Genomic DNA, 26,645 nt, shown 5'->3' with positions numbered 1-26,645 from the left:
ATCAGTGGGGATTTTATTCATCCCCGCTGATTATTAGCCGCAATTTAACCAGCAGACCCGAGTCCCGTAAATAGCGGGATAAATACAAAGGAGGGAATAACACATGCAAGTACTAGAGTTAATTTTCGCGAAAGAAGATGGAAAAACAGTCGTTTTTTCTATCGATACGCCCATCACACCAATCGATGCACAAGTCGTAAATCAAGTAATGGATACAATCCTTGCCTCATCTGTATTTTCATCCATTGATGAAAATACAAGAAAAAAGGGAGCTCGCCTTGTAGAAAAAAATGTATCTGAAGTTCCAATTACTCTATAAAATGAAAAAGACGAATCTGCATCATTTTGCAGATTCGTCTTTTTTCTTCGGCATTTCAATCGGAATAAAAATCTTTGAAAAACCGACGCATACGTACTTATAATGTTCTTCACCTATATCAAACTCAGTCGTATATGTTGAGAAGAATATATAATCATTTCGCTTCGTATAATGATCAATTAATAACCCAACTTGTGGCTCAACATACTTTTTCGCTAACTTTTTACCGGCCGATGCCAAGTCGCCAAGGAGACCCTCTTCATTCTCTTTTTGAACTTCATCTAGCTTCTTACTCACATCATTACGCTTCATAAACTGCTTCGCTGCCCATTCTGTATATTCTCCTTTACTCGGATTGCTGTTTGCTAAATATACTAGGAGAATGACAACTAAAGCCATAATAATATACTTTTTCTTCATACTATATCACCGCCTACTCTTTTCTATTTTCATATATATGTACAAGCGATGCAAATTAGAAAGACTATCACCTATTGATTGTAAACGAATAGCCAAAATTTACAATATGAAATAGAATATTAACAATCAATTTACTTAATTTATATATAATTATATTCAGAATGAGAATTATAAGGGAGGATATAGAATTATGGATAATGAAAACAACATTTTTATTTCTAGTTCTACAATGATGCTTGAACCATGTAAACACCCTTATTACCGTACAAAAATCATCGACAGTAGCGGAAACCATCTTTACTCCTGTCAGACTGCTCTCCAACTTATACAGAAATCTTGTCTAACAAATATTCATTCTACTTATCAAGGGAGACGTAATGCCGTAAAAACAAAATTTAAATTTAAACAAAACGTCCCAATTCCGATCAACCATAGAGAATATATTTGTGCTTTCCCAACAGAATCTCCTGCTTCTCCAAATTGTATTTGGCTTTTCTTCAAACATGTTCATACAATAGAGTTTTTCCAAAAAGCTAAACAAGCTAAAATTCATTTTTCAAACGGAGCTACCGTAACGATACAAATTAGTTCCCATAAGTTAAGTCAGCAATTATGGAAAGCTGGATATGTATTATCCCAAATGAACATGCAAGATTCATCACCTTAATAGCAAATAGAATGGAAGGTAGTATTTCCTTACCTTCCATTCTATTTGCTATTTTTATCCTCTTACACTATCTCGCATTTTCTCGAGTGCTTGCCGATACATCCATCTTACTTGATAATATGTCATTTCCGTCTCTAAAGCGATTTCTCCCATCGTCTTTCCTACAAAAAAACGTTCAAAAATAATATACTTCTCCTTCTCATCTAACACACTCATAAAATCCTTCACTCTTATTTCAACATCTTCAAAATGAAAGATTTCTTCATACTCACCTACACATACACATCTCTCCTGCACTGTGAACTCTTTCTTCAATCTCTCTAATATATAACCTCGCACCGTTACAACTGCATATGCAGGGAAACAACCCTTCTCCGCATCAAATCTTTCATATGCATGCCAAAGACCAATTAAACCACATTGATAATACTCTTCATAATCTTGGCGAATACCTAATTTCTTTATTTGATTTACAATCATCCCTTCATACAAAACAACTGCCTCTGTAAAAGTCGCTGGCTTCACACAGTACCCGTTTCTAAAAGGTATACCTTTCTAGTATTCCGCGGTACCTTCACAATATAAAAATAAAGAAAAGATTTCACTGTGAGTCATTTCAAATACTACCGACGGAATTTGAAATTTTATTGGTGGTATTTGAAATAGGGATAAAAATAAAAAAGGTGACTCCCTTGAAGAGTCACCTTTTTCTAAAAGAATAAATTATGCACCAAATTTTGGAGCTAGACCACTTAAACTAGTAAATCCAACTGAAAGAATAAAGAAAATAACAATTAAAATCGTTGCTTGTTTTTTACTTAATCCAGCCGTAATATGTAATCCTAATCCCATTACAACTAATGTCCAAATATTGAAAACTTCGAATGATGAAGCAGCACCATGAGCAACTGTACCTGGCTCAAATAAAGTTGCTAAACTTGTATAAGAAGTTTCAATATCTCCACCAAGAATCATTCTAATAATAAAGTTCACAATTGCACCTAAAATTGAAATCGTATATGTGTAGACATAAATAGATAATAATTTCATGTATGAAGTATCATTACTCATAAACATCATAATCACTTTATAAATAGCTGCCGCAATGAAGAACCAAATCGCAGTACCAAATAGCCCTCCAACAATACCTGCTCCTATTCCGAAGTAACCAACAACTTTAGCCGTTTCAGCATCAGGCACCTCACTCATTACATCAGGATGATTCATTACTTGATACATGCTAATCCCTGCAATTACAGCTGTTAATATAATGAAAAGGAAAAATGCCCCCCATACTGGACTTTTCGTCTTCATTCTCTCAAATTGCTCACCTGGAGAAGTAATCATTCCTAATAATGATGGCTTCTTCGCACCTACATCTTGCGTATTAATATTTGCTTCCATTATAACGCCTCCTTCTATTTATATAACCCGTTCTAACGGGCGGTTCACTTCCTCACGCAAGAGGCTACGAACCGCCCACTAGAACGGTAATGTGTAGTTCTACTACACTATTAATTACTCATAACGCAATGCTTCAATTGGATCTAATTTCGCAGCTTTGTTCGCTGGAATTAATCCGAAAATAATACCAAGTGTCATCGAGAACAGTACGCCTCCAACGACAACTTCCCATGAAACGAGTGGTGGCCATTTTGCGAATGTAGAAACGATATATGCTCCGCCATACCCAAGGCCAATTCCGATTAAACCACCTAGAAGCGTCAACATAACTGCTTCAATTAAAAACTGTAATAAAATTTTACTACGCGTTGCTCCAAGCGCTTTACGTATCCCAATTTCGCGCGTACGCTCCGTTACAGATACAAGCATGATGTTCATAACACCGATACCACCAACGACTAATGAAATACCAGCGATACCACCGATGATCATTGTCATAATGTTAGTAACTTTAGAAACATTTTCTTGGAATTCTTTTAAATTAACCAGTTCATATTTACCCGGAATTTCACTTGGCTTACGGCTATTTAATACATCAACAGCTTGTTTCCCTGCTGCTTCTAAATCGTCTACATTTTTAGCTTGAATTGCGATACTTTGAATTTCATCTGTTCCGTATAAAACAGGCCATAACGTAAGAGGGATTAACGCTTCTTCCATTTCAAATCCCATAAATTCATTATCAGATGTATACACACCGACAATTTGCATCGGTTGTCCTTTCATCTCAATAATTTGTCCTACTGGATTTACACCCTTAAATAACGTCTCTTCTGTTTTTGTACTAATCATCACAACGTTATTTGCATGAGAAATATCTGATTCATTTAAAGTACGTCCCTTTACGACCTTTACTTTATTAACCGCAAAATATTCATTATCAAGACCAATAACATTCAAATTTGCTTTTTTATCATTTACATCAAGCACCTCTGTCGTCTGGTTTGTCGTAATAACATGTGAAACATCTTTCACTTGTTTTACTTCCAAAATATCCTCTTCCGTTAACTTCGGCATTTCAAATCCACCTATAGCAAACTCATCATTAATATCTGGTTTAAATTGAATTGGCATAAGGTTATTACCACCAGAACCTGCGAATTTCGACTTCAGCATCGCTTCTCCGCCTTGCCCAATTGCAACGACTGTAATAATCGAACCTACCCCGATAATAATACCGAGCATCGTAAGGGCTGAACGTAATTTATGAGCTAAAATAGAAGATAGGGCAATTTTTATACTATCTAGTAAACTCATACCGCACACCTTCTATCTTCTGTAACTTTCCCGTCTCGCAGTACAATGCGGCGGGAAGAATACGCTGCTACTTCCTCTTCATGCGTAACCATAACAATCGTCGTACCTTCTGCATTAAGCTTCGTGAAAATATCCATAACTTGCTCACCAGACTTCGTATCAAGTGCACCAGTCGGTTCATCAGCCATAATGAACGTTGGATTATTTGCAATCGCTCTTGCAATCGCTACACGCTGCTTCTGTCCACCTGATAACTCATTTGGTAAATGATGCACGCGATCTGCCAATCCAACTTTACCTAACGCCTCCAAAGCACGCTTGCGACGCTCCGCTTTCTTCACGCCACCATATACGAGCGGAAGCTCAACATTTTCCACTGCGGAAAGACGAGGTAGTAAATTAAAATGCTGGAATACAAAGCCAATATATTCATTACGAATTAAAGCAAGCTTTGACTCGTCTGCTGTTAAGATATTCACGTCATTCAGCATATATTCGCCTTCTGTTGGACGATCTAAGCAACCAATAATATTCATAAGTGTCGACTTACCAGAACCAGACGGTCCCATAATCGAAACGAACTCACCGCTCTGAATTGTTAAACTAATACCGTGCAAAATCGGCACCGCCAATTTTCCTTGATAATACGTTTTAGCAATATTATTTAACGTAATCATTTCTCTTTCACTTCCATTCCGTCATACACATCGTCGGAAGGATTTTTAACCACCTTTTGCCCCACTGTTACGCCTTCAGTAATCTCTGTCCAGTCTCCATCAGTAGAACCTTTTTTCACATTTTGTTTACGAAGCTTTCCTTTTTCCTCAACATAAACAAATGCATCATCGCCTTTTTCTACAATGCTTTTACTTGGAACAGCAATCATCGTCTTATTCTCTAAGTTTACTTGCAGAGAAACGTGATAACCTGGAGATAAACCATCTTGACTATCAAGGCTAGCTTTATATGTATACTGAGACATATTTTGAGTTGCTTCACCCATGCCGCCAGCTTGCGCCATCTCTGCACTTGTTGGGAACTCACTTACCTCTGTAATCTTACCTGTCCACTTCTTCTTATTATTCGCTTTTGCCGTTACAGTGAATATTTGATCCTTTTGAATTTGTGACTTTTGAAGCTCAGTTAACGTACCTTGAACTTGGAATGGATCTTTAGAAGCTACTTGTAAAAACGCTTTTCCTTGACCACCTAACGCTTGAGATGAACTTTGTGCCGCATCTTTATCTAACTTTTGAACAACACCAGCAAAATTACTATAAATCGTAAGTTCTTTCTGCTTCTTACTTAACTCTTCTTTCTGTAACTTTCCTTTTTCTTTCTCAAGGTCAATTGTTTTTTGTCCTATCTCTAACTCGTTTACTTGCTCGTCCATCGGATCTGTTACTTCTTTCCCAGCTCCGCTATCTTTCGCCTTCTTAATTTCTTTCTTCAACGAATCAATCTTCTTTTTCCCTTGATCATAACGCATATCCGCCATCTTCTGATCAAGCTCAGCTTGCTTCATTTGAAGGTTAATCTCTTCATTATCATAAGAGAATAACTTCGTGCCTTTCTCTACCTCTTGCCCTTCTTTTACCTCAATATCTTTCACTTTCCCTTTGGCCGGATCTGCATAGAAGCTTTCAATATTACCAGGCTTCACCTGACCAGAAATTAACTTCGTATTATTCAGCTTACGCTCTGTCACTTTCTCAAAACTTACAGCATCAGCATTTGTTGATGCACCCTTCTTCTTACCTTGCATAACAAAAATATTAATTGCCGCTACAATAACAATTAGTGCAATAACCCCAATAATAATCCATTTCTTCTTCTTGTTTGGAGTACGAACCGTATTTGGTAACATAGTCTCTCTCCTTTTTACAACTTAATAGTTTAATATAAAATTGTATAAAACTTTCTGAAAATATATTACATATTATTACATTATTTTTACAAAGTTTTACACATCCAATTATATTGTAACAAAAATTCCAATGATTAGAAATATGACATTATATCTTTTAAGATAGATTTAAGGAAAGGAAAAAGGATAATTTAAATTGAATTTTCAAGTACTTTTTATATGAATGTAAGCCATCTTTTATTAATAAACTTCTTACCAAGATAAATTATTAAAATCATTTTCCTAATTGTACTACTATCATTTTTGTCATATATATTTGACATTTCATCTATTCAATTATAAAATGTCACATATAAATGACATTTTGGTACACGAGGTCTACAACCATCAATGGGAGGGTTATATTTGAATAACGTTAAACAATATCGAAAATCTGAAGGTCTATCGCAGCTAGAATTAGCTAAAAAAGTTAACGTAGCGAGACAGACAATAAATTTAATTGAAAACAATAAATATAACCCCTCTTTAGCCTTATGTATCGAATTAGCAAAAGCACTAAAAACAGATTTAAATAGTCTATTTTGGGAGGGAGATTAAATGATGAAAATTGAATGGAAAGAAAGAGTTTATAATAGTTTTGTTGGAACACTAAGTGAGAGAGATGAATACCAAAAACAAGAAATCAATAAAGAGTTATCTGTAGCTGGAATTGGTTTGTGGTGGTTAAATATGTTGGTAATGCTTATTATGTTACTTGTTGATACTATGAATCACACAATATCTATAGGGACAATATTCATTTTTCTATCTAATATGATTTACGCTAATTACTTAGCCTTTAAATTCAAGAAAAAAGGTTTAAGTGATACTGAATGTGCAACAAAAGAAGAATATTTACAACACAAGAAAAAATTAAGAAAAGCTGGCTTAAAAGCAGGTGTGCTTTGGGGCTTTCAAATGTTTGTTTTTATGAATTATATCCTTCCCTATGTAGGCTCAGAAGAAATCTCTATTTCTTTATTTAAGGTTGTAATTTTCATCTGTGGCGGCGGATTTTTCGGTCTAACTATGTACGTAATTGGTTTATTAAATCTAAAAAAATTATATTAATTAACAAAAATCATTTATATATTAAACTGCAATTTTACATACTGTTTGTTTTTTCTAATATAAAAGCTATCCAATCACACACAATTGGATAGCTTTTTCAAACAAAATATTACGCTACTTTAGGATCTTTTCTCTCATGTCCACGTTGAACAATAAATAAGAAGATTGTTGATAAAACCGCACCTGTTAATAGTAAGATGAAACAACCATCCCAGCCAGAACGATCAACAATAACACCAATTGCTGCGTTAGCTACAAGACTTCCGCCTACATAACCGAATAGACCACACATACCAACTGTCGTACCTACTGCAAATTTCGGTACTAATTCCATCGCACTTAAACCGATTAAGAACTGTGGTACATAAATTAAACAACCGATAATAGAAACTGCAATACTTACAACAAGTACGCTAGTTGCTTGCCAATATATAAACGTACCAATAACAACTCCAACCATACTAATAATACATAATGGCATACGTTTTCCTTTAAACAATTTATCACTTAAAAAACCAACGATTAATGAACTTGGAATTGCCATACCTTCAAAGATTGCATATGCCGCATGCGCTTCTGCTTTTGAAAATCCTTTAACTGTCGTTAAATAAAGTGGAACCCAGTTAATAACACCGAAACGAATTAAATAAACAAAAGCATTCGCAATACATAAGAACCATACAAATTTATTTTTCACTACATACTTCATTAAAATTTCTTTTGGTGATATCTTGTTAGCATTATCTGCTTTTTCAAGATTTTCATAGTCATTACGATACTCATCAATTGGAGGAAGACCTTCAGATTCTGGTGTATCCTTCGCATTAATCCAAACAAGAACCGAAATTACCATTGCGATAATAGCAGGGAAAATAAACACGCCGCCTTGCCAATGGTTTTCACCAAAAATACCTACACCAATTCCGACAAGTGGTGGCACAAGCATTCCACCAACGTTATGTGAAATATTCCAAAGACCTGTTTTCGTACCGCGTTCTTTCTTCGAGAACCATTTTGTCATAACAATACTACAAGGTGGTGCTCCCATACCTTGTACAATACCGTTAACAACAAGTAATGTAACAATCATCCCAAATGATGATGCAAAGCCGAAACAAATATTTACAAGCCCTGATAAGAATAAACCGACTGCGATAAAGCGCTGGGCGAAAGCTTTATCTGATAAATTACCCATAAAGAACTTACTAAATCCATAAACAATTGCCATTACTGAACCTAGTAGACCAATTTCAGCTGTGCTAAAACCATATTCTTGTACTAAATACGTACTTGATAACGTAAAGTTACTACGAACTAAATAATAAGCAGCATATCCAACTGAAATCCCGATTAACACACGAATACGTAGTAATCGATATACACGGTCGATCATATCCGCTGGCAATCTTTCAATTGCAGGTGCTGGCTTGAGCCATTTAAACATATATTTTCGTCTCCTTTTCTCACTTCAGAGAGAGACGCTGTCTATTCCATATCTCGATTATTCCGCTATTTGATATATTTTGGTTCGTCCTTCTAACCGGCTGTCCTTCTATTTCTTTCTCATTCTTCGCAAACATCGTTGGTACGCCAAACGACACTTTTTCTAAAATATGCCCCGCTTCTTCTGATAAACAATAATCAATAAATAAATCCGCAATAATACCACTCGGTGCACGTTTTAGTTTAGAAATCGCATTAACGGATAACCCTGTTTGCTCAGGTTCGTTACTTAAAATCGGAAAGCCTTGTTTTTGAAGCATTCTCTGATCTCCCATAAAGTTGATGCCTATCATATATTCACCACTCGCAACAAGTTCTGCTGGGATGTAACCATTCACTGTTACTTCTCCAACTTGTTCTGCCAGATTCTTCACATATTCCTTCGCTTCCTCTTCACCTAACGTATCAATAAGTGATTGAAAAAACGTATATGCTGTACCTGAAACATTTGGATCGGGCATAACAATCTTTCCCTTATATACTGGATTCAATAAATCTTTCCATCTTAACGGATACGAGAGACCAAGCGGCGCTATTTCCTCGTTCCACCGCTCTTTATTAATCGCAATTGCCAGCTTCTCCACTTCATAACCGTACCAATAACCATCTTTATCTTTAACAGTTTTTGAAATACGATTTGCATGTTGGCTTATCACAGGAATAGAAAGATTTTTTTGCTTCATCATTTGATGCGCATCTACTGTACCGCCAATAATAATATCCGCCTTCGGATTTCCAGCTTCTTCTTCCACTCTACGAAGAAGTTCTTCTGTTGAAAGACGAATAAATTCATACGTACATCCGCGCGGCTTACAAAATGATGAAAGTAACGCTTCACCAACTTCCTCACGAGCCGCTACATACGCAACAATATGACGATCATCCAAAATAGGGAGACCATTTTTACTATATTTAATAGCGGTTGTATCTCGAGAGCAACTAGACATCGCTCCTCCAATTACTAGCAAAAAGAAGAAAAAGGCTATCTTTCTCATGACGCATTCTCCTTTACGAATAACTCTGCTAGAGAGCCTTTCATATACATGACATTTCCGTTATTATCACCGAGATATTGCACAACAAAGTACGATGGATACACAGAAATCGTAAGAATATCTTCACGATCATTCTTTACACGCTTACCTGTTTTATAAGCTGTAATATAAGCAATCGGTTCATTCTGCGATTGTAATAACTTCTGAATTTCTCCGTAATCTGTAATTTGCTTTGCGTATCGAATAGAATCAAGTATGTGCGTAAGATTGATAGTACGTACCACATCGCCTTGACGTACTACGACGTCCTTTGCTGAAGCAAAGAAATCACTAATACGCTCTGGCGTGTAATACAGGCTTAATAAATACGTTTGAAGTGCTGAAATCATCGGATCCATGCCATTCTTTCCGTATACATTTTCCCCATACTGGAACAAGTCACCTACTGCAAAAGTACGCTTATGTCCATTCAAGTACGTTACTTCTCCAGTAAATACTTGTTCTTGGCTCTTAACGCCCTCAGGCTCTATTCGAATTCGGTCAAAGAATGAAACAATCGTATGCAAACGTACTTCATCCGTTACAACAATTTCTCCCCACTTTTCATGTCTTACTTTCACTTCAATTGGAAGAGATTCATTCACCCTTTGTAAAACGGCTTGTTTATCATTTACAATGTTAATTCGATTATAGATTTGCTTCTCCATAACATAAAACAAAACAAGAGAAACAATCATACAAATGACAAACATAAGAATTTGAAATGATAGCCTTTTCATTTCTGCCTACCTCCAAGATAAAAAAACGTTGTTTCGAAAATACCGCATAATTGTTTCATAAATGTATCATTTAACCGCTTTCAAGTTTTTTATGTCTTCCATCCTTCTCGGAAGCAAAAATGTAATGAATATTGTAGTACCTATTTCTTCACTACTCTCAATCCGCATGCTTCCGCCCTGCTTACTCATAATCTCCTGACAAATATACAAACCATAACCATTCCCGTAACTAGAAGGAAGTGCTTTTCCTTTCGGAGACTCATTCCACTCTGCAAGCACCACTTCATCTATACCGATCCCATCATCATGAACAAAAACCTTCGCCTCATGCTCATTTACAATTACATTCATACGAATGTGTGAAGCATCACTATACTTAATTGCATTATCAAGCACATTTAAGAAAATTTGCTTCGTCTTATCAAAATCCGCAACAACATGTACATCCGTTAACTCATTTATCACTTCAATTTCAAACTGATTTAGACGAGGTTTCACAATTGAAACTGCTTCTTCTGCCAATTCCTTTATGTTCACAACTGTAGGAGACACCTCAAACGTACTCGTCCCATATTTCGAAGACTTAAGCAGTTCCTCTACAAGTGATAATAAACGCTCACTTTCCACCGCCACATAACGAAGACTTTCCTGTACATCTTCTTTCGATTGTAACTTCGGAATTAAATCAACATAACCAATAATCGCCGTTAGCGGTGTTTTTAGCTCATGCGTAATGCGGTCTAGGAAATCTTTCTGCTTCTCTTTCTCCTCCTGCAATTGCTTAATATGCAGTTCAATTCCATCGGCCATCGCGTTAAAAGATGCGGAAAGCTGAGCGATTTCCACGTACTCATTTAACTCAATCTTACTCTTATAATCACCATTTGCGAGCCGCTGTGCCATTTGTCTCAACTGATCAATTGGTTTATGAAGAGACTTCGCCAAACGGATCGCAAAGAAAATACCAGTAGCTACTAGGCAAAGAGACGTCATTAAGAAAGTCCAGCTCACATTTGTTAAAACTTCCTTCTCACCCGTTAACTCATTTATAAAACGAATACTTCCAATGACATCGTTTCCATAATAAACCGGGCTTGAAAACAAAAGAATGGGAGCGGGATCTGCCTCCTCAAAAACATAAGACTTCTTTCCCTTCAAGGAACTCTCAATGTCGATGTTACGGTGAAGCAATGCTCCTTTTTGTGTATCTGCAACAACATCGCCATTCTTCCCGATCATCTGTACACGGACATCCATACGCTTCGCTAAATACGACGCAATTAAAAGTGAATTAGGTCCAAGCGTATCCACTTCTGCTTCCTTCTCTAAATAATTCATCGTGTAAATTTGTGCTTCTACACTTAACTTTTCTAAAGAATCTGCTGCGTTATGATACATATTCTTTTCTAACGTAATATAAACAACTGCATATAAAAGAACAAAAATCGGAATTAACAGCCCAACTATTCCGAACACCATATTTCGCTTTAATGACATACCATCACCACTTAACAATCCAGTTTATAGCCAACGCCATAAATTGTCTTAATATATTCTCCGCTCGTCCCAAGCTTCTTTCGAAGTCTCTGCACCATAATATCAACTGCTCTCGTATTTCCGATATACTCAAATCCCCATACTTTCTCAAGCAACTCATCCCTCATAAACACACGCTGCGGATTTGAAACAAACAACTGACATAAATTAAACTCTCGGTACGTTAACTGAATCTCTTGTCCACTCACATGTACCTTTCTTTCCTTAGGACAAATCACTATCTCTCCAGCCTCAATTACTTCATAACTTACAGCCGCCTCCGTCTTCTTTACACGCCGCGCCATATTCTTAACCCGAAGAATAAGCTCCGCATAATTAAACGGCTTCGTCACATAATCATCAGCACCAAGCTGCAATCCAAGCAACTTATCATTCATCTGACTCTTTGCCGTTAACATAAGCACCGGAATATCCCTATCCCTCTCACGGAACAAACGAAGCAACTCATACCCATCCGTATCCGGAAGCATAACATCCAAAATCAATACATCCGGCCCTTCATTCCATCGCTCTAAAGCTTCTCTCCCATCAGCCGCTGCCAATACTTCATAACCTTCCATCTCCAACTGCATCCGAATCAAATTACGAATACTCGATTCATCATCAACCACAAGTATTTTCATTATTTTCCTCCTTCCATCATGTATTATAGTACAGTTTAGTATAGCAAAAATCGTACAAAAAAAGAGAGGGTATTGTCGAACATATTTTGTCGACGATACCCTCTCTTTCACTTATTATATTTATTTAGCATATCCATTCGGTTGCTTTTGATGCCAATTCCAAGCATGTTCAATGATTGTCTTAACATTTACATACTTAGGATCCCATCCTAGCTTCTCTTTCGCTTTCTTAGAAGAAGCAACTAAACGTGCTGGATCGCCCGCACGGCGCGGTGCTACCTCAGCAGGAATTTCATGATTTGTAACTTCTCGAACTGCATCAACGATTTCTTTTACACTGAAACCATTACCATTTCCTAAGTTATAGAAATCACTCTCTCCGCCGTTCTGCAAGTCTTTAAGCCCTAAGAAATGAGCCGCTACTAAATCTTCAACATGAATATAATCACGGATACAAGTACCGTCTGGTGTATTATAATCATCACCAAACATCATAATCTTCTCACGTTGACCTAAAGCCACTTGCAGCACAAGAGGAATTAAATGTGTTTCTGGACGGTGATCTTCCCCAATAATACCATTTGGAGTTGCACCAGCCACGTTAAAGTATCTGAAAATCTTATAACGTAAATTAGAAGCTTGGCTATACCAATGAAGCATCTTCTCGATTGCTAACTTCGTCTCTCCGTACGTATTCGTAGGATTTGTCATCGTTTCCTCAGTAATAAGATCCACATCTACCTCACCATACGTTGCCGCAGTAGAAGAGAAAATGAACTTATCTACCTTAAACTCATCCATTACCTCTAATAAACAAAGTGCACCATACACATTGTTATTATAATATTGAAGGGGCTTTTCCATACTAACTCCAACTAAAGAATCAGCTGCAAAGTGCATAACCGCCTCAATATTTTCTTGTTTAAAAACATCCCTTAAAAATGATTTATCACGAAGGTCGCCATTATAAAACTTCGCGCCTTCCGTAATTGCATCTTCATGACCAGTTTGTAAGTTATCTACTACTACTACAGATAAACCTTCGTCTACTAATTTTTTCACAGCGTGAGAACCGATGTACCCGGCTCCGCCGCAGATTAGGATTGAGTTCATTGTTTTCCTCCTACTATTTTCAAATCTCTTAATTATAAAAAGACAAGGTATACGAGAACTCGTACACCTTTTATCTCTCCTTCATTACTTAGCTACAAAATAATCAGTTACATATTTCGCCCAAACGTCATGTCCTTTTGCACTTGGGAAACCAAATTCTTCTTGTAAATATGGTAGGATAGCCTTTGTTGTCGCATCAGGCCATGCTCCCCAATGATCAATATATGTATAATTATTTTGCGTTGCAAATTGTTTTAATGCTTCAATCGATTTCGGATAATTTTTCGCACCATACACTGGATTTGATGGTTGAATCATAATCGTAGCGCCTTTTGCACTAGTAGAAAGTGCTTGAACAAACTTCTGTGTATTCACAACAGAGTTCCCATTACCAGTTTTACCGTTATCAGTAATGAATGGTGGTTCAAATAAAATCACATCTGGATTGTCTTTCGCAATCTCTTTATCACGCTTATTCGCGATTAACTCTTCTGTGCTTTCACCCTTATATTCCTTTACCGTCACATTCCATAAACCTTTACCGTAAGCTGTTTCTAAATTAGTTGTTAACTTAGCTGCCCAAGCATCTTTTGCAGATGAAGAAGCTTCATCACCAACAATAACAAGGTTTACTGGCTTTTTAGCCTCAGCAGCTTTCTTTAACTTCTCTTTCACTGCATCTGGCAAGTTCTTCGCATATGCTTCATTAAAAGATGACTTTGTATCTTGTTTTTTCTCTTCCTTTTTCTCTTCTTTCTTTGCTCCGCTATCTTTCACTTCAGCCTTTGTTTTCGTTACTTCACTCGTTTGTCCTGTTGCATTCGCAATCTTCTTATTCCAGTACAATTTACCGCTCACAATCGAAGCTACAAACAATACAAAAATAACAAGGACAAGTACTGCTTTCTTATTCATCGATTCACCTCATCTATTAATCTCACAATATATAATACTAATATAAATCCATGCAAAAATAAACCCAACTCCTTCCAAAGGAGTTGGGTTATTACATATTATTTAGTCACTTCAAGATGCGCTCTTAACTTATTCGTTAAATCTTGTTTTGCTGCCTCTGGAACATAGTAGTACCAAATACCATCAGCGGCTATGTGCCCGTCACCTGAGATTTGGATATCTTCACTATTCTGCAGACAATCTTTATAATTCTTCTGCATATCAAACATTTGATCTTGCGTTAAGTTTGTCTTTACGTTTTTTTGAATTGCTGTAAGTACATCTCCATAGTTTGCTAAAGAAGAGAATGTTGCACCCTTTTTAATAACAGCTTGCATAACTTGGCGTTGACGCATTTGACGACCAAAATCACCTCTTGGGTCAACTTTACGCATTCGCGTATACGTTAAAGCTTCTTTCCCCGTTAAATGGATATTTCCTTTTTTGAAGTTTGTTCCTTCCCAAGTAAAATCCAGGTCATTATTTACATCCACTCCACCAACTGCATCAACAATATCTTTAAATCCATTCATATTTACTTCAACATAATAATTTATTGGGATATTCAAGAATTTTTCCACTGTCGAAACAGACATATCTACTCCACCAAATGCATAGGCATGATTAATTTTATCACTTTTGCCTTTCCCAACAATCTCTGTGTAAGTATCACGAGGGATGCTTACTGTTTTCATTGAATTATTTTTAGGATTTAATGTGATAACCATTAAAGAATCTGAACGTCCTTTATCATCACCTTGTTCATCTGCTCCAAGCAATAAGATAGAAACTGGATTTGATTTACTAATCTTTTCTTCTTGTTTATTATCTTCATCACGTTTTAATGGTTTATGAACTTCATCTAATGTTTTTGAAACAGACGAATACATATTATAGGCATAAACCCCACCACCTATAATCATTATTAGTATAATCCCAACTATTGATAACAGGATCTTTTTTTTCACTATATTAACCTTCTTCCTTAGACATATTTCATTAGATACTACTAATTCTCACGCCGCGTTGTATAATCACCCAAACAATTTTGCATTTATCCAAAATTGATTTCCTTCTATCCAAGTTAAAATTGTTTTTTCTACTAATCTTAGATAAAGGTTCCAATTACATAATGAGAAAAAATACATTAATAAAAAATGTTATGCTTTTACAAGTAATTAAAATAACGGTACAATAAAAAATTTAGAGCATATATTGAATTAGATGCTATTTATTCTAAATATACTTAAAAAGAAGATGGACATATTTTTTGAACTTTAATCTCTACTAAATAGATCTCTTGTATAAACTTTATCTCTAACTTCCTCTAAATCTCTTGTTAGTCTATTTGCAATAATTACATCACTTATTTTTTTAAACTCTTTAAAGTCATTAATTACTTCTGAGTTATAAAATGATTCTTTATGAAGAGTTGGTTCATATACAACCACCTCAATACCTTTGGCTTTAATACGTTTCATAATTCCTTGGACAGCAGATTGTCTAAAATTATCTGAATCCATTTTCATAGTAAGTCTGTAAATACCTACAACCTTAGGATTCTTCCTTATAATCATTTCAGCAATATGATCTTTTCGAGTTCTATTTGCCTCGACAACTGCAGTCATTATATTATTTGGAATATCAGTATAATTAGCTAATAATTGTTTTGTATCCTTAGGTAAACAGTAGCCTCCATAACCAAATGAAGGATTATTATAATGATTACCTATTCTTGGATCCAACCCAACCCCCTCAATGATTTGCTTTGCATCTAGTCCTCTTATTTCTGCATAGGAATCTAGTTCATTAAAGTAAGCCACCCTCATCGCTAAATATGTATTAGCAAACAATTTAATTGCCTCTGCCTCAGTAGAATTAGTAAATAATATAGGAATATCCTCTTTAATAGCTCCTTGGGCTAATAAATCAGCAAATATTTTTGCTCTATCCGATTGTTCACCAACAATTATACGCGAAGGGTGTAAATTATCATATAAAGCTCTACCCTCTCTTAAAAATTCTGGTGAAAAAATAATATTATCCGTTTCAAACTTTTCTTTTACTTTTTCAGTATAACCAACTGGAACTGTTGATTTAATTACCATTATTGCTTCTGGGTTCACAGATAGAACAGTTGCAATAACAGCTTCAACTGTTCTAGTATTAAAATAATTCTTTTCAGGATCATAGTTAGTTGGTGTAGCAATAATTACATACTCAGCATCCTTAAACGCCTTATAACTATCCGTTGTTGCCGTTAAATTTAAGTTTTTTTCAACTAAAAACTCTTCTAATTCATTATCAATAATTGGAGATTTTCTATTGTTAAGCATGTCTACCTTTTCTTGAATAATATCAAGGGCTATTACTTCATTATGTTGCGCCATTAAAATTGCATTCGATAACCCAACATATCCGGTTCCCGCTACTGCTATTTTCCGCATATTTATACCTACCTTTACTTTTCCACTTACAAATTAAAATCTATGAAATTCTGTTATTTATCTTTAGATTTTATAACCCTCAAACTCAGTAACTTTCAAGAAATATTTTTACAGCAATTAAGATGAGATTAAAATTATTCTCACAATAAATATTCATGCTCCTATCCAATCACTCAATTATTGAATTATAATGTAAATCTAATTCCTTCTTTGTTTTAATAACAAATATATATCTGTTTTTCTAACAACATGATACAAAATACATAAAGAACAATATACTATACTACCTAAACATATCAAAATTATCAAATTTAAAAACGAATACTCTAACTTTTCACCTAACCAATTTATAGATATATACATGAATAAACCTGCTAGTAAATATATTATATTGGCCTTAAAATATTTTGCTATATTTAAATCCTCTTTTGCAATCCATGTCTGATAAATTGCAACTATCCCCTCTGCTAACAGGGTTCCTGCTACAGCCCCTATTCCCCCAAACTTTGGTATTGTAATTAAATTAACCACAAGGTTTATTATAGCACCAATAATTGTTGAAATTACGTAAGGCTTATCTTTTGCATTTGGTATAAGATATTGCGTTCTTATAATACTAGCCCATGCAGTAAATATAACTGTAGGAAATAGTGCCTGCATTATCAGCGCAGATTGCGAGAAACCACTTCCAAAAAATACTGGAACAAAAAATTCCGCAACTGCCCCCATTCCAAAACCCATAGCACATGATAGGAACATCGCTATTTGCAAGGAATAATCAATATATTTCTCTCCCATTCCTTTATTTCCATTGGCAAGTAAATTGGCTATTCTAGGTAATGTTACTGCACCAAGGGCGGTTGTAACTACCGCTGGGATAGCAATAATATTTTCACTATATGAAAAATAAGCTACTTCTGCATAATTACTTAGTAATCCAATCATTATTTTATCCATTGTTTTATACATACTAATAGCTATAACTGGGATAAAAAGTACCAATAATGGCTTGAAATGTACCATACATTCTTTATACTTTGGTAACCTAAAACTCACATAATCTTTAAGGTATATCCATGTAATTGTTTGTCCTATAAGCGCTCCTAGTGCCATTATTAATGTATATATATATATATCCTCTTCAGTTTTTACAAATAAAAAAATACATACCACAGTCATTAACTTAACTATTATATTTCTAGTGATAGTAATTTTAAATTTTTCAATCCCCCAGAAAAACCAATTAACATCAAGTAACCCAGAAATTACATATATAATCAGTATTAATGCAACTAGTTGGTGCTCATTATCTAGAAACGCAATATATATCATATATATAATTATTGAAGTTATGGCTGTAGTTAATTGAGCATAATATATACTCCAAAATGTTTTTTCTATTTCTCCTTCTTTATCTCTTACTTTTGCAATACACCTACTCCCATAATTATTTACCCCCAACATAGCAAATAACATAAAATAACTTGCAATAGAGAAAGAAAATGTATAAATACCAACATTATCAGCATGCAAGACATTAGAAATATAAGGAAGTGTAACTAACGGCAAGATAATCTGTAACACTTGATAAATCAGGTTATACAAAAAATTCCTTTTAACACTACTCATGTTTAATTCCCAATGAGGATTTTCTGTCTTTTATACATTGAGCAATAAACATGTCGTATGAATCATAATATGGACTAGATTTCATAAAACATTCGATAATATCTTTATGATCATCACCTTTTAGATTAAAGAATGCACTATACTTCTCTAAACTTTCGGGTTCTCTAGGTAGATACTGCCAAGAAAAGGCATTTCCCATTTCTTCAATAGTTGGATATCTATTATTTAATTCATAAAATCCATTTGCATATTGTTTCGCTTCTTCAATACTCTTAACTTTCCGTTTTTCATAATAATCCTCTAAATTACAAATAACTCTTGCAGGATTACCCGCAATAATAACATCGTCTGGAAATGTTCCTGATACAATGGCCCCGGCTCCAACAATTGTATTATTTCCAAGACGTGTCCCCATTAAAATTACACTGTTCACACCTATAAAAACATTATTTCCAATTATCGTTTTTCTTGCTTCACCAATATTTTCTCCAAATCTTAATCTCATTACCGATCTGCTATAATCATGACATAATATAGTGACACCCTGGGTTATTTTAACATTATTCCCAATTTCTAATAAACCTGGTCTAGTAGCATCAATAGTAGTATTATTCGGGCTCCAAATAATACAATTATCCCCAATTTTACAACCCGATTCCCTTAAATATTCGACATATGCCTCTGAAGAATACGTTTTAGGAAATATTATTTTTTTTAGCATGTTAATTAACACTATGTTATCACCTCAAAAAATAGTTTATCTTCAAAATCTCCTATACTCTAATTACTTCTTAACAAAGCTAAATTTATTTTCCTCTTAATAATCTGAATAAAAAAACCACCAATGATAAAAATACCAATAATACCACCATTTAACTCTTTATATCGTTGGAAAAACTCTTTAAATTTCCTATCTTTTAATAATTTCATAGCAATGTCCAATTGATTATTAAGTAAAATTCCCCTCTGCTTTCGTTTACTAAAAGTACGAATTATACTATCCATTTTTAGCAAATAATGATCCCTAATCTCCTGTATATTGGAAGAGATCGTTAACCTTGTCCAATATTTTTTTATTCCAAAATAAGGGTTTGCAGCTATTTTATATTCATTGGCCATTCTTGCTATGAATTCATAATCTTGATGTCTTTTAAAACTCTCATCAAATCCATTTAAACTTTCAAATGCAGATCGCCTTACCATCCACGTACTAGTTGCCGCATGAATTTTATGGACAAGTACTGTATATAATATCTCGCCACTTTTTTTCGCTTTATATTTCGCATATAATTTATCTTTATAATATTCTTCAGAAGAGCAATAGACCATTCCCCATGAATTATCTAACGCCTTTAACATATCAACTTGTGATTGTAGGGTACCATTATTCATCACATCATCATCATCTAAAAAAACTAAATATTCCGCATTAGTTTTTTTCACCCCAGTATTTCTTGCTGCGGAACCATTTTTATTTACCTTATGCACTAAGTAACTGAATTGAGGATGATCCAAATATTTTGCAATGATATTTTGTGTTAATAATTGATTTTCTGATCCCTCTCCATTATCATCAACGACTATTACCTCAAAATTTTCATAATCTTGACTAAGAACACTTATTACAGTCCTTTCCAATAGTTCACCTCCACCGTAAGATGGAATAATAACTGCTACTTTATCCAACTTCTAAGCCTCCTAATCAAAGTATTTTTTTATAACCTTCTAAATTAATAAAATATCTAACTTGTAATTATTAACTCGCTCGATTAACTATATCTTCCTCTGTAACTTATCAAATACAGCAAATAGCATCCAAAACGCTGGGACCATCCAAATATTACTAGAAAAACTAACTTGTGGAATAGACGCACAAACCATAAATGCAACTAAACAAAAATCATCCTTTTCTTTTATACGCCCTACAATAATTGCAAATGTTATCCTAATTGCTTTTACAATGAAAGGTAATCCTAATAAAATACCGCCATCGTATAATAATTGTAATATAAAGTTATGAGGATAAAAACTTGTATTAGTAGATTCATCATAATGAAAGACGCCAATACCATGGCCCCAAAGTGGACTTTTTATAATTCCAGCTATTGTCTCCTCATAAATATCCGTACGCCCGTTAGTTACATCTCCTAGTTCTACATATATTTTAAATTTCTCTAAGAAGTAAGCCTCTATATTTAAACTTTTTGATATTTGTAATAAAATATCAAGTATTTGTTTAAAATTTAATATAGCTACTAAAATTAAAATACCAATAATAAAATATGATGTAATTTTCATTGCGCTAACTTTAAGTTTTTTTCCATTACTATCAAAAGAGTTTAATAAAATGACAATTAAAGTAAAGCAAATTGCAATAATTACTCCACGGTTTGCAGTCATTATCAATTTAAACATACTCACCAAATTAATTACAATACAAACAAATAATGGAATATTTAGCTTTTTACTATAAAATTTCAAAAAGATTAAAACCGCAACTACTCCTGGTACCATACTATATGCTCTACCTAAATCCATATCCTCAAAAATAGCCCCCATGGCAATAATAGATAATGAAGAAATGTATATCATACATTTCAGCAACATGACAGTATTACTTTTAAGACTCATTGCATAATATCCTAGGATACAATAATAAAACATATAAATTAAATTAATACTTGTAGCACTTCTATTTACTAAATAGGTAAGAAGGCAAAATATTATTATATGTACCATAAACCAAATAAATTTCTTTGGCATATAAACTTTTTGAGTAATTAGCACTTCTAATAAAAGGATAGCTAACACGCATATAGCACTGAAAAATATAAATCCACTTTCAAGATGGAATTTCAAAGATAAAATAGCCGCTAAAAATCCAGTTGATATAATTAACGCCTGTATAAAACTGTTTATATTTTTAATTGTATTTTCACTAATTCTTATTTTCATTCCTTATGCTCCCTTAGTATAGCGAGGCCAAATTAATTATTAATTAAGTTACTCTAGCATCCCTCTTCTTCAAATTTTTTATTTTTTCTTGTGATATAATACTCCAATAACTTAGAGAGTCAAAAAACTAACTTATCGTCTGTTTTTTTTTAAAATACACCAATTATTTAAGACACTTCAATGATAATATAATTACTTATGCGATTATTTCCCACATAATTTAACATGGATTTTTCATGTAGTAAAATGGTAAATCCGCTATTATTTTATTACACAATTATCAATAGATATTAGCCATTAGTACTGAAAAAATTATTTTCCAAACACTTTTCTAATCTCCAGTCTACATGTCATTATTGTGTCTATTAATGTAAAAGTCCTCTAAAAATACCGCCGTTTCTTTAATATCATATCCACTAATAGCTAAATCATTACTACGGTCAACACGTGAGTAAGAATTAGAAGCAGCACTTATCTTTTGTAGCCAACTGTCAATAGGCTCACTTAAGCCTACAAATTCAACTAGATCTGTCACTTTGACTTCCTCAGTAACAGTATCTGAAACAATACATTTTAATCCGGTGGCCTGTGCTTCAATAAGGGTAACTGGTAATCCTTCGTATATTGAAGGGAAAACAAATACATCCCCCATTTTTAATAAGTCAGGGACATCATTTCTAATCCCTGTAAAAATCACATTTTCTTGTAAATTAAGTGCTTTCACTTTTTCCTCCAGCACCTTCTTTAATGGTCCCTCTCCAACTAATACTAATATAGAACTTTCGTTTACCTTATGATATTCCTTAAAAATATCAATCAAATAAGTTTGATTTTTTGGAACATCGAATCTACCTACGTGAATAATTACAAACTGATCCTTCAAATTAAATTCATTTCTATATTTAATACGCATATCCTCGTTGAATATATAATCTTGAGTCCTCACAGCATTATTAATTACTTCAAAACGATCTGAACCTACTATTTTATCTCCGTAGCGATACTTTCCTGCAAGCTTTGAGCACCCAAAAAAATAATCCGCTATAAACCTTGTCGGATAAGAAAAAACAGGAAATAGTATTTCCTGTGGAGTTTTTATTTTTTTAGTTGTTTTTTTTGTACTATGGCTATGTGCAATTGTATACAATCCATATTCCTTTGCTATTTGCAAATAAATTGCAGCACAGCTACCGATATGTCCATGAATAACCTTATATTCTTTATGAATATTAAAAAATTTATTCCATTCCTTTCTATAACTTAGATAGTTATAGCCTTTAAAACGCGGAATATAATATATATTCCCACCCAATTGTTTAATTTCATCATCAAATGCACAACTATTTGAGGTATGGACAACAAAATCAAACTGAACCTTAGTTTTATCAACTTGACGATACAGATTCATAATCATAGATTCTGCACCACCTCTGTTCATTGAGTTAAAAACTTGTAATATTCTAATTGGAGCCCCCATATTATTTCACCTTTCCATAAATTACTTACATAATACATTTATTACCCTTTTCAAATATTCTTTTAACTACAGTATCTACAACTATTTTCTTATCAAAAGTATTTGAAATGTGCTGGTACGAAAACTTCCCCATATCTTTCTTCTCATTAAAATCTAATTCAATAAATCGGAGGATTTTCTCATATAAATCTAATGGGTCACTCACTTTAACTAAAAAACCACTCTGTTCATCAATAACAGCTTCCTTGCAACCCGATATATTTGTAGTAATAAGCGGTCTTCCCATGGCTCCAGCCTCTAATAATGTATTTGCCATGCCTTCATGATATGATGGGAGAATTAGACAACCAGATTTTTCAATAAATGGTCTCACATCTTCTTGAAACCCATGATATTCAATAGCCCCGTCTTGTTTCAATTTATATATTAAGCTACTATAATCATCTTCAAAAGGTCCAACTATATCAAAAATAACATTATTATACTCACTTTTAATACGCTTTACAGCCTTAAATAATTCATCCACACCTTTTTCTTTCATAACCCTACCAACGAATAAAAAATGAATTTTTTCACTAATTGGATATTCCTTAAACTGAAACTCGTTTAAATTTACACCAGCACCGTTTAACTTACAAGCAATTTCATCTTTCACAATATTATTATCTATAAAGATTTTCTTATTCTCTTCATTTTCAAAAAAAACTACCTTAGCCTTTTTACAAGCTATTTTATACAAACGAACTATAATTTTTTTTAAGAAGCCATCCTTTTGGAAAGCTGTTCCTACACCAGTAATATTTACGATATATGGAATCCTCATAATCCGAGATGTTATCCCACCATAAACATTTGGTTTAACTGTATATGTAATCACCTTATTTGGTTTAAGACTCATTAATAATTTTATGTAATGCATTACGAGCTTCAAATCTGTAAAGGGATTTATTCCTCGTCTATCTACCTTGGTTTCAATAAATGTACATCCCATGTCAATTAAGGGTTGTACGAAGGATCCGTTTGGTAGTGAAATGAATATCTCATTTCCTTGATCTATTAATTCTTGAATAAACTCTTTTCTAAATTTATATAAACCAACATCGTTATTGGCCAATATTAATATCTTTTCCATCCTCTACTCTCCTAGCCGGAATTCCTATGTAAGTTCCAGTTTCAGTTATATCTCTGATTACTACAGCACCTGCACCAATCTTACATTCGTTAATAATATTAATATTATTGATTACTACACTCCCAATACCTAACCAAGTACCCAATCCAACCCTTACTGTACCAGCTAAATGCGCACCTGGTGATATATGAACATAGTCATCAATTTTATTATCATGATCTATTGTAGAAGCAGTATTAATAATGCATCCTTTTCCAATTTTGGTACAACAGTTAATAACAGCACCTGCCATAACTACAGTTCCTGCTCCTAAATAAACTTGTTCTCCAATAATTGCACTTGGATGAATTAAGACTGGTATAATTGCTCCTAAATCCTCAAGTTCTTCCTGGACCTTTTTGCGTACAACATTATTCCCAATGCCAACAAAAATGTCATAATCCTCTATGTATTTCGAAACACTTGTGGATTTATCAATTATTTCCATCCCCATTGAAGTTTTTATATTTTCACTATCATCAAGAAAGGCTATATATTCCCACTTTTTCATCTTTAATGCAATGTCAGCTATAACCCTTCCATGACCACCAGCACCTATTATAAGAAGTTTTGTGTTCATAACTCTATGCTTCCTTTACTATTCCCTTTAAATGGTTCCATAGTAGCTGCCGTTTGAGAATTAATCCCTTCTCTAATGAAGACCTTCTTAATAGTTAAAAGGATAATTTTCCAATCCATAATAAAATTCATATTTTCCACATACTCAACATCGTAATTAAACTTTTCTTCCCAACTAATAGCATTACGGCCATTAACTTGTGCTAATCCTGACAAACCAGGCCTAACTTCATGGCGACGCTTTTGATGTTCATTATATAGTGGTAAGTACTGAACTAATAAGGGCCTTGGCCCTATAATTGACATATCACCTTTAAAAATGTTAAAAAGCCCCGGTAATTCATCTAGTGATGTCGAACGTAAAAATTTACCGAACTTAGTAAGCCTTATGCTATCAGGTAGTAACTCACCATTTTCATTTTTTTCATCTGTCATTGTTCTAAATTTATACATTTTAAAAATAGTTCCATTTAATCCTGGTCTTTCTTGTTTAAATAATACCGGACTACCCAATCTTGTTTTTACAAGAAAGGCCACTATAAGGAATACTGGACTAAGCATTATAATAGCAATTAAAGACAGTATAAAATCCATCGGCCTTTTTATAAACCTACCATAGATGCCAACTTTAGAACTCCTCATTATGCTATCCACAACCCTTTAATAATTTTCACAACTTTTTCTAGATCTGCTTCTGTCATCTTCGTATCGCTTGGTAAACATATACCATTCTCAAAAAGTTTTTCTGATACATCTGTACCAACAAAATCATATTTCTCAAAGAACGGTTGCATATGCATTGGCTTCCAAACCGGTCTAGATTCAATATTTTCTTTTTCAAGGGCTTCCATCACATCTATTGGACGGATCTTACCGTTTAGTGTCATAGAACTTAGCCAATAGTTTGGTTCATTCCACTCATTACTAGGCATAAATTCAATTCCTTCAAGATTTCCTAGTTCTCTCTTATAAAAATCAAATATGTATCTTTTCTTTTGAACCCTTTGATCTAATACTTTAAGTTGCCCTCTACCAATTCCAGCAACTACATTACTCATACGATAGTTAAACCCTAATTCACTGTGTTGATAATGTCTTGCCTGGTCTCTACTTTGAGTAGCCCAAAATCTTACCTTTGAAACTCTTTCTTCATCATTAGAAACAAGCATACCGCCACCAGAAGTAGTAATGATTTTATTGCCATTAAAAGAAAAAATACCATACTCTCCAAAACTACCTGTATGTTTACCTTTATAATAAGTTCCCAAAGATTCAGCAGCATCTTCAATTAAAGTAACACCGTATTTTTTACAAAGTTCAACAATCTTATCCATATCTGCCGAAAGACCATAAAGGTGAACTACTATAACTGCCTTTACATTTGGATACTTTTTAAAAGCCTCTTCTAATGCTTTAGGACACATATTCCAAGTTTCATAATCACTATCTATGAAAACAGGAGTAGCATTTTGATAAATGATTGGATTTGCTGTAGCTGAGAATGTAAGTGTTTGACAAAAAACAACATCACCTTCTCCTACTCCAGCCGCTTTTAATGCCATATGAATTGCAGCTGTTCCAGAAGATAGTGCCGCCGCTGCATTAGATCCTACTTTCATAGCTAATTCTCTTTCAAATCCATTTACATTTTCCCCAAGTGGTGCAATCCAATTTGTATCGAAAGCTTCCTTCACATAATGCATTTCATAACCTTCATCACTCATATGTGGTGATGAAAGAAATATTCTGTCTCCCATTT

General features: G+C 34.1%; 28 protein-coding genes. 4 read left to right on the top strand and 24 right to left on the bottom strand.

What is annotated here, in order from left to right; genetic code table 11:
* Window positions 1–103 precede the first annotated feature (103 nt).
* Window positions 104–319 carry a DUF2922 domain-containing protein gene (locus MRP26_RS13140; RefSeq protein WP_001197593.1) on the top strand — a complete coding sequence of 72 codons (216 nt, stop codon included), beginning with the start codon at window positions 104–106 and terminating at the stop codon, window positions 317–319.
* A 21-nt stretch (window positions 320–340) separates the two neighbouring features.
* Here the strand turns inward: MRP26_RS13140 and MRP26_RS13135 are convergent, their stop codons facing one another.
* Window positions 341–739 carry a DUF4359 domain-containing protein gene (locus tag MRP26_RS13135; RefSeq protein ID WP_000731400.1) on the bottom strand — a complete coding sequence of 133 codons (399 nt, stop codon included), beginning with the start codon at window positions 737–739 and terminating at the stop codon, window positions 341–343.
* 190 nt (window positions 740–929) lie between these two features.
* Between MRP26_RS13135 and MRP26_RS13130 the strand changes: the two genes are divergently transcribed.
* Window positions 930–1,406 (top strand): competence protein ComK, encoded by a 477-nt coding sequence (locus tag MRP26_RS13130; protein ID WP_029443634.1) that lies wholly within the window; start codon window positions 930–932, stop codon window positions 1,404–1,406.
* 54 nt (window positions 1,407–1,460) lie between these two features.
* Here MRP26_RS13130 and MRP26_RS13125 read toward each other — a convergent pair whose 3' ends face one another.
* From MRP26_RS13125 to MRP26_RS13105, 5 genes are all read right to left on the bottom strand, one after another.
* Window positions 1,461–1,931: a sigma-70 family RNA polymerase sigma factor gene (locus MRP26_RS13125; RefSeq protein ID WP_242806196.1), complete on the bottom strand. Its 471-nt coding sequence runs from the start codon at window positions 1,929–1,931 to the stop codon at window positions 1,461–1,463.
* Between the two features lie 198 nt (window positions 1,932–2,129).
* A complete protein-coding gene (yknW, locus tag MRP26_RS13120) occupies window positions 2,130–2,810 on the bottom strand; it encodes a YknW family membrane protein (protein ID WP_000387922.1) in 681 nt (226 codons plus the stop codon).
* Window positions 2,811–2,924: 114 nt separating this feature from the next.
* Window positions 2,925–4,127 (bottom strand): ABC transporter permease, encoded by a 1,203-nt coding sequence (locus MRP26_RS13115; RefSeq protein ID WP_000054365.1) that lies wholly within the window; start codon window positions 4,125–4,127, stop codon window positions 2,925–2,927.
* On the bottom strand, window positions 4,124–4,804 hold the full coding sequence (locus MRP26_RS13110) for an ABC transporter ATP-binding protein (protein WP_000631624.1): 681 nt from the start codon (window positions 4,802–4,804) through the stop codon (window positions 4,124–4,126). Before MRP26_RS13110 ends, MRP26_RS13115 begins: the two co-directional genes overlap by 4 nt.
* The gene (locus MRP26_RS13105) at window positions 4,801–5,994 is read right to left on the bottom strand and encodes an efflux RND transporter periplasmic adaptor subunit (protein ID WP_242806195.1); all 1,194 of its coding nucleotides are present in this window, start codon (window positions 5,992–5,994) and stop codon (window positions 4,801–4,803) included. The genes MRP26_RS13110 and MRP26_RS13105 overlap by 4 nt, the downstream gene beginning before the upstream one ends.
* A 405-nt stretch (window positions 5,995–6,399) precedes the next feature.
* On the opposite strand from MRP26_RS13105, the gene MRP26_RS13100 reads away from it, so the two are divergent.
* Both MRP26_RS13100 and MRP26_RS13095 read left to right on the top strand, forming a co-directional pair.
* The gene (locus MRP26_RS13100; RefSeq protein WP_001067016.1) at window positions 6,400–6,591 is read left to right on the top strand and encodes a helix-turn-helix transcriptional regulator; all 192 of its coding nucleotides are present in this window, start codon (window positions 6,400–6,402) and stop codon (window positions 6,589–6,591) included.
* Window positions 6,592–7,104: a DUF3278 domain-containing protein gene (locus MRP26_RS13095; protein WP_000975591.1), complete on the top strand. Its 513-nt coding sequence runs from the start codon at window positions 6,592–6,594 to the stop codon at window positions 7,102–7,104.
* Window positions 7,105–7,213: 109 nt separating this feature from the next.
* Here the strand turns inward: MRP26_RS13095 and pgtP are convergent, their stop codons facing one another.
* The 18 genes from pgtP to MRP26_RS13005 form a co-directional block, all read right to left on the bottom strand.
* Window positions 7,214–8,548: an MFS transporter gene (gene pgtP, locus MRP26_RS13090; protein WP_242806194.1), complete on the bottom strand. Its 1,335-nt coding sequence runs from the start codon at window positions 8,546–8,548 to the stop codon at window positions 7,214–7,216.
* A 19-nt stretch (window positions 8,549–8,567) separates the two neighbouring features.
* On the bottom strand, window positions 8,568–9,602 hold the full coding sequence (locus tag MRP26_RS13085) for an ABC transporter substrate-binding protein (RefSeq protein WP_242806193.1): 1,035 nt from the start codon (window positions 9,600–9,602) through the stop codon (window positions 8,568–8,570).
* Window positions 9,599–10,381, bottom strand: a complete 783-nt coding sequence (locus MRP26_RS13080) for a DUF3919 family protein (protein ID WP_000826618.1) — start codon at window positions 10,379–10,381, stop codon at window positions 9,599–9,601. The genes MRP26_RS13085 and MRP26_RS13080 overlap by 4 nt, the downstream gene beginning before the upstream one ends.
* Before the next feature lie 66 nt (window positions 10,382–10,447).
* Entirely contained in the window at window positions 10,448–11,878 is a 1,431-nt protein-coding gene (locus MRP26_RS13075; RefSeq protein ID WP_074047627.1) for a HAMP domain-containing sensor histidine kinase, read from the bottom strand.
* A gap of 11 nt (window positions 11,879–11,889) precedes the next feature.
* Window positions 11,890–12,561: a response regulator transcription factor gene (locus MRP26_RS13070; RefSeq protein ID WP_197242305.1), complete on the bottom strand. Its 672-nt coding sequence runs from the start codon at window positions 12,559–12,561 to the stop codon at window positions 11,890–11,892.
* A 120-nt stretch (window positions 12,562–12,681) separates the two neighbouring features.
* Window positions 12,682–13,674, bottom strand: a complete 993-nt coding sequence (galE, locus tag MRP26_RS13065) for a UDP-glucose 4-epimerase GalE (RefSeq protein ID WP_001084657.1) — start codon at window positions 13,672–13,674, stop codon at window positions 12,682–12,684.
* 84 nt (window positions 13,675–13,758) lie between these two features.
* Window positions 13,759–14,589 carry an SGNH/GDSL hydrolase family protein gene (locus MRP26_RS13060; RefSeq protein ID WP_242806192.1) on the bottom strand — a complete coding sequence of 277 codons (831 nt, stop codon included), beginning with the start codon at window positions 14,587–14,589 and terminating at the stop codon, window positions 13,759–13,761.
* 98 nt (window positions 14,590–14,687) lie between these two features.
* A complete protein-coding gene (tagU, locus tag MRP26_RS13055; protein ID WP_242806191.1) occupies window positions 14,688–15,596 on the bottom strand; it encodes a polyisoprenyl-teichoic acid--peptidoglycan teichoic acid transferase TagU in 909 nt (302 codons plus the stop codon).
* 309 nt (window positions 15,597–15,905) lie between these two features.
* Window positions 15,906–17,075: a nucleotide sugar dehydrogenase gene (locus MRP26_RS13050; protein ID WP_097877311.1), complete on the bottom strand. Its 1,170-nt coding sequence runs from the start codon at window positions 17,073–17,075 to the stop codon at window positions 15,906–15,908.
* Window positions 17,076–17,273: 198 nt separating this feature from the next.
* Window positions 17,274–18,704: a flippase gene (locus tag MRP26_RS13045; RefSeq protein WP_161114157.1), complete on the bottom strand. Its 1,431-nt coding sequence runs from the start codon at window positions 18,702–18,704 to the stop codon at window positions 17,274–17,276.
* Complete coding sequence (locus MRP26_RS13040; RefSeq protein WP_161114158.1) at window positions 18,697–19,437, bottom strand: DapH/DapD/GlmU-related protein; 741 nt, start codon at window positions 19,435–19,437, stop codon at window positions 18,697–18,699. Before MRP26_RS13040 ends, MRP26_RS13045 begins: the two co-directional genes overlap by 8 nt.
* 47 nt (window positions 19,438–19,484) lie before the next feature.
* The gene (locus tag MRP26_RS13035; protein WP_097877306.1) at window positions 19,485–20,390 is read right to left on the bottom strand and encodes a glycosyltransferase family 2 protein; all 906 of its coding nucleotides are present in this window, start codon (window positions 20,388–20,390) and stop codon (window positions 19,485–19,487) included.
* An 87-nt stretch (window positions 20,391–20,477) separates the two neighbouring features.
* The gene (locus MRP26_RS13030) at window positions 20,478–21,659 is read right to left on the bottom strand and encodes an O-antigen ligase family protein (RefSeq protein WP_161114159.1); all 1,182 of its coding nucleotides are present in this window, start codon (window positions 21,657–21,659) and stop codon (window positions 20,478–20,480) included.
* 343 nt (window positions 21,660–22,002) lie between these two features.
* Window positions 22,003–23,136 (bottom strand): glycosyltransferase family 1 protein, encoded by a 1,134-nt coding sequence (locus tag MRP26_RS13025; RefSeq protein WP_161114160.1) that lies wholly within the window; start codon window positions 23,134–23,136, stop codon window positions 22,003–22,005.
* Between the two features lie 25 nt (window positions 23,137–23,161).
* On the bottom strand, window positions 23,162–24,268 hold the full coding sequence (locus tag MRP26_RS13020; protein ID WP_242806190.1) for a glycosyltransferase family 4 protein: 1,107 nt from the start codon (window positions 24,266–24,268) through the stop codon (window positions 23,162–23,164).
* Entirely contained in the window at window positions 24,240–24,887 is a 648-nt protein-coding gene (locus tag MRP26_RS13015) for an acetyltransferase (protein ID WP_242806189.1), read from the bottom strand. Before MRP26_RS13015 ends, MRP26_RS13020 begins: the two co-directional genes overlap by 29 nt.
* Window positions 24,884–25,528, bottom strand: a complete 645-nt coding sequence (locus MRP26_RS13010) for a sugar transferase (protein WP_061661099.1) — start codon at window positions 25,526–25,528, stop codon at window positions 24,884–24,886. Before MRP26_RS13010 ends, MRP26_RS13015 begins: the two co-directional genes overlap by 4 nt.
* Window positions 25,528–26,643 (bottom strand): DegT/DnrJ/EryC1/StrS family aminotransferase, encoded by a 1,116-nt coding sequence (locus MRP26_RS13005; RefSeq protein WP_161114163.1) that lies wholly within the window; start codon window positions 26,641–26,643, stop codon window positions 25,528–25,530. The genes MRP26_RS13010 and MRP26_RS13005 overlap by 1 nt, the downstream gene beginning before the upstream one ends.
* Window positions 26,644–26,645 lie beyond the last annotated feature (2 nt).

Source organism: Bacillus sp. CCB-MMP212 (genome assembly GCF_022748145.1).
GTDB lineage: Bacteria > Bacillota > Bacilli > Bacillales > Bacillaceae_G > Bacillus_A > Bacillus_A cereus.
The sequence above is the reverse complement of the archived record's forward strand: the minus strand, read 5'-3'. Positions and strand labels throughout refer to the sequence as shown.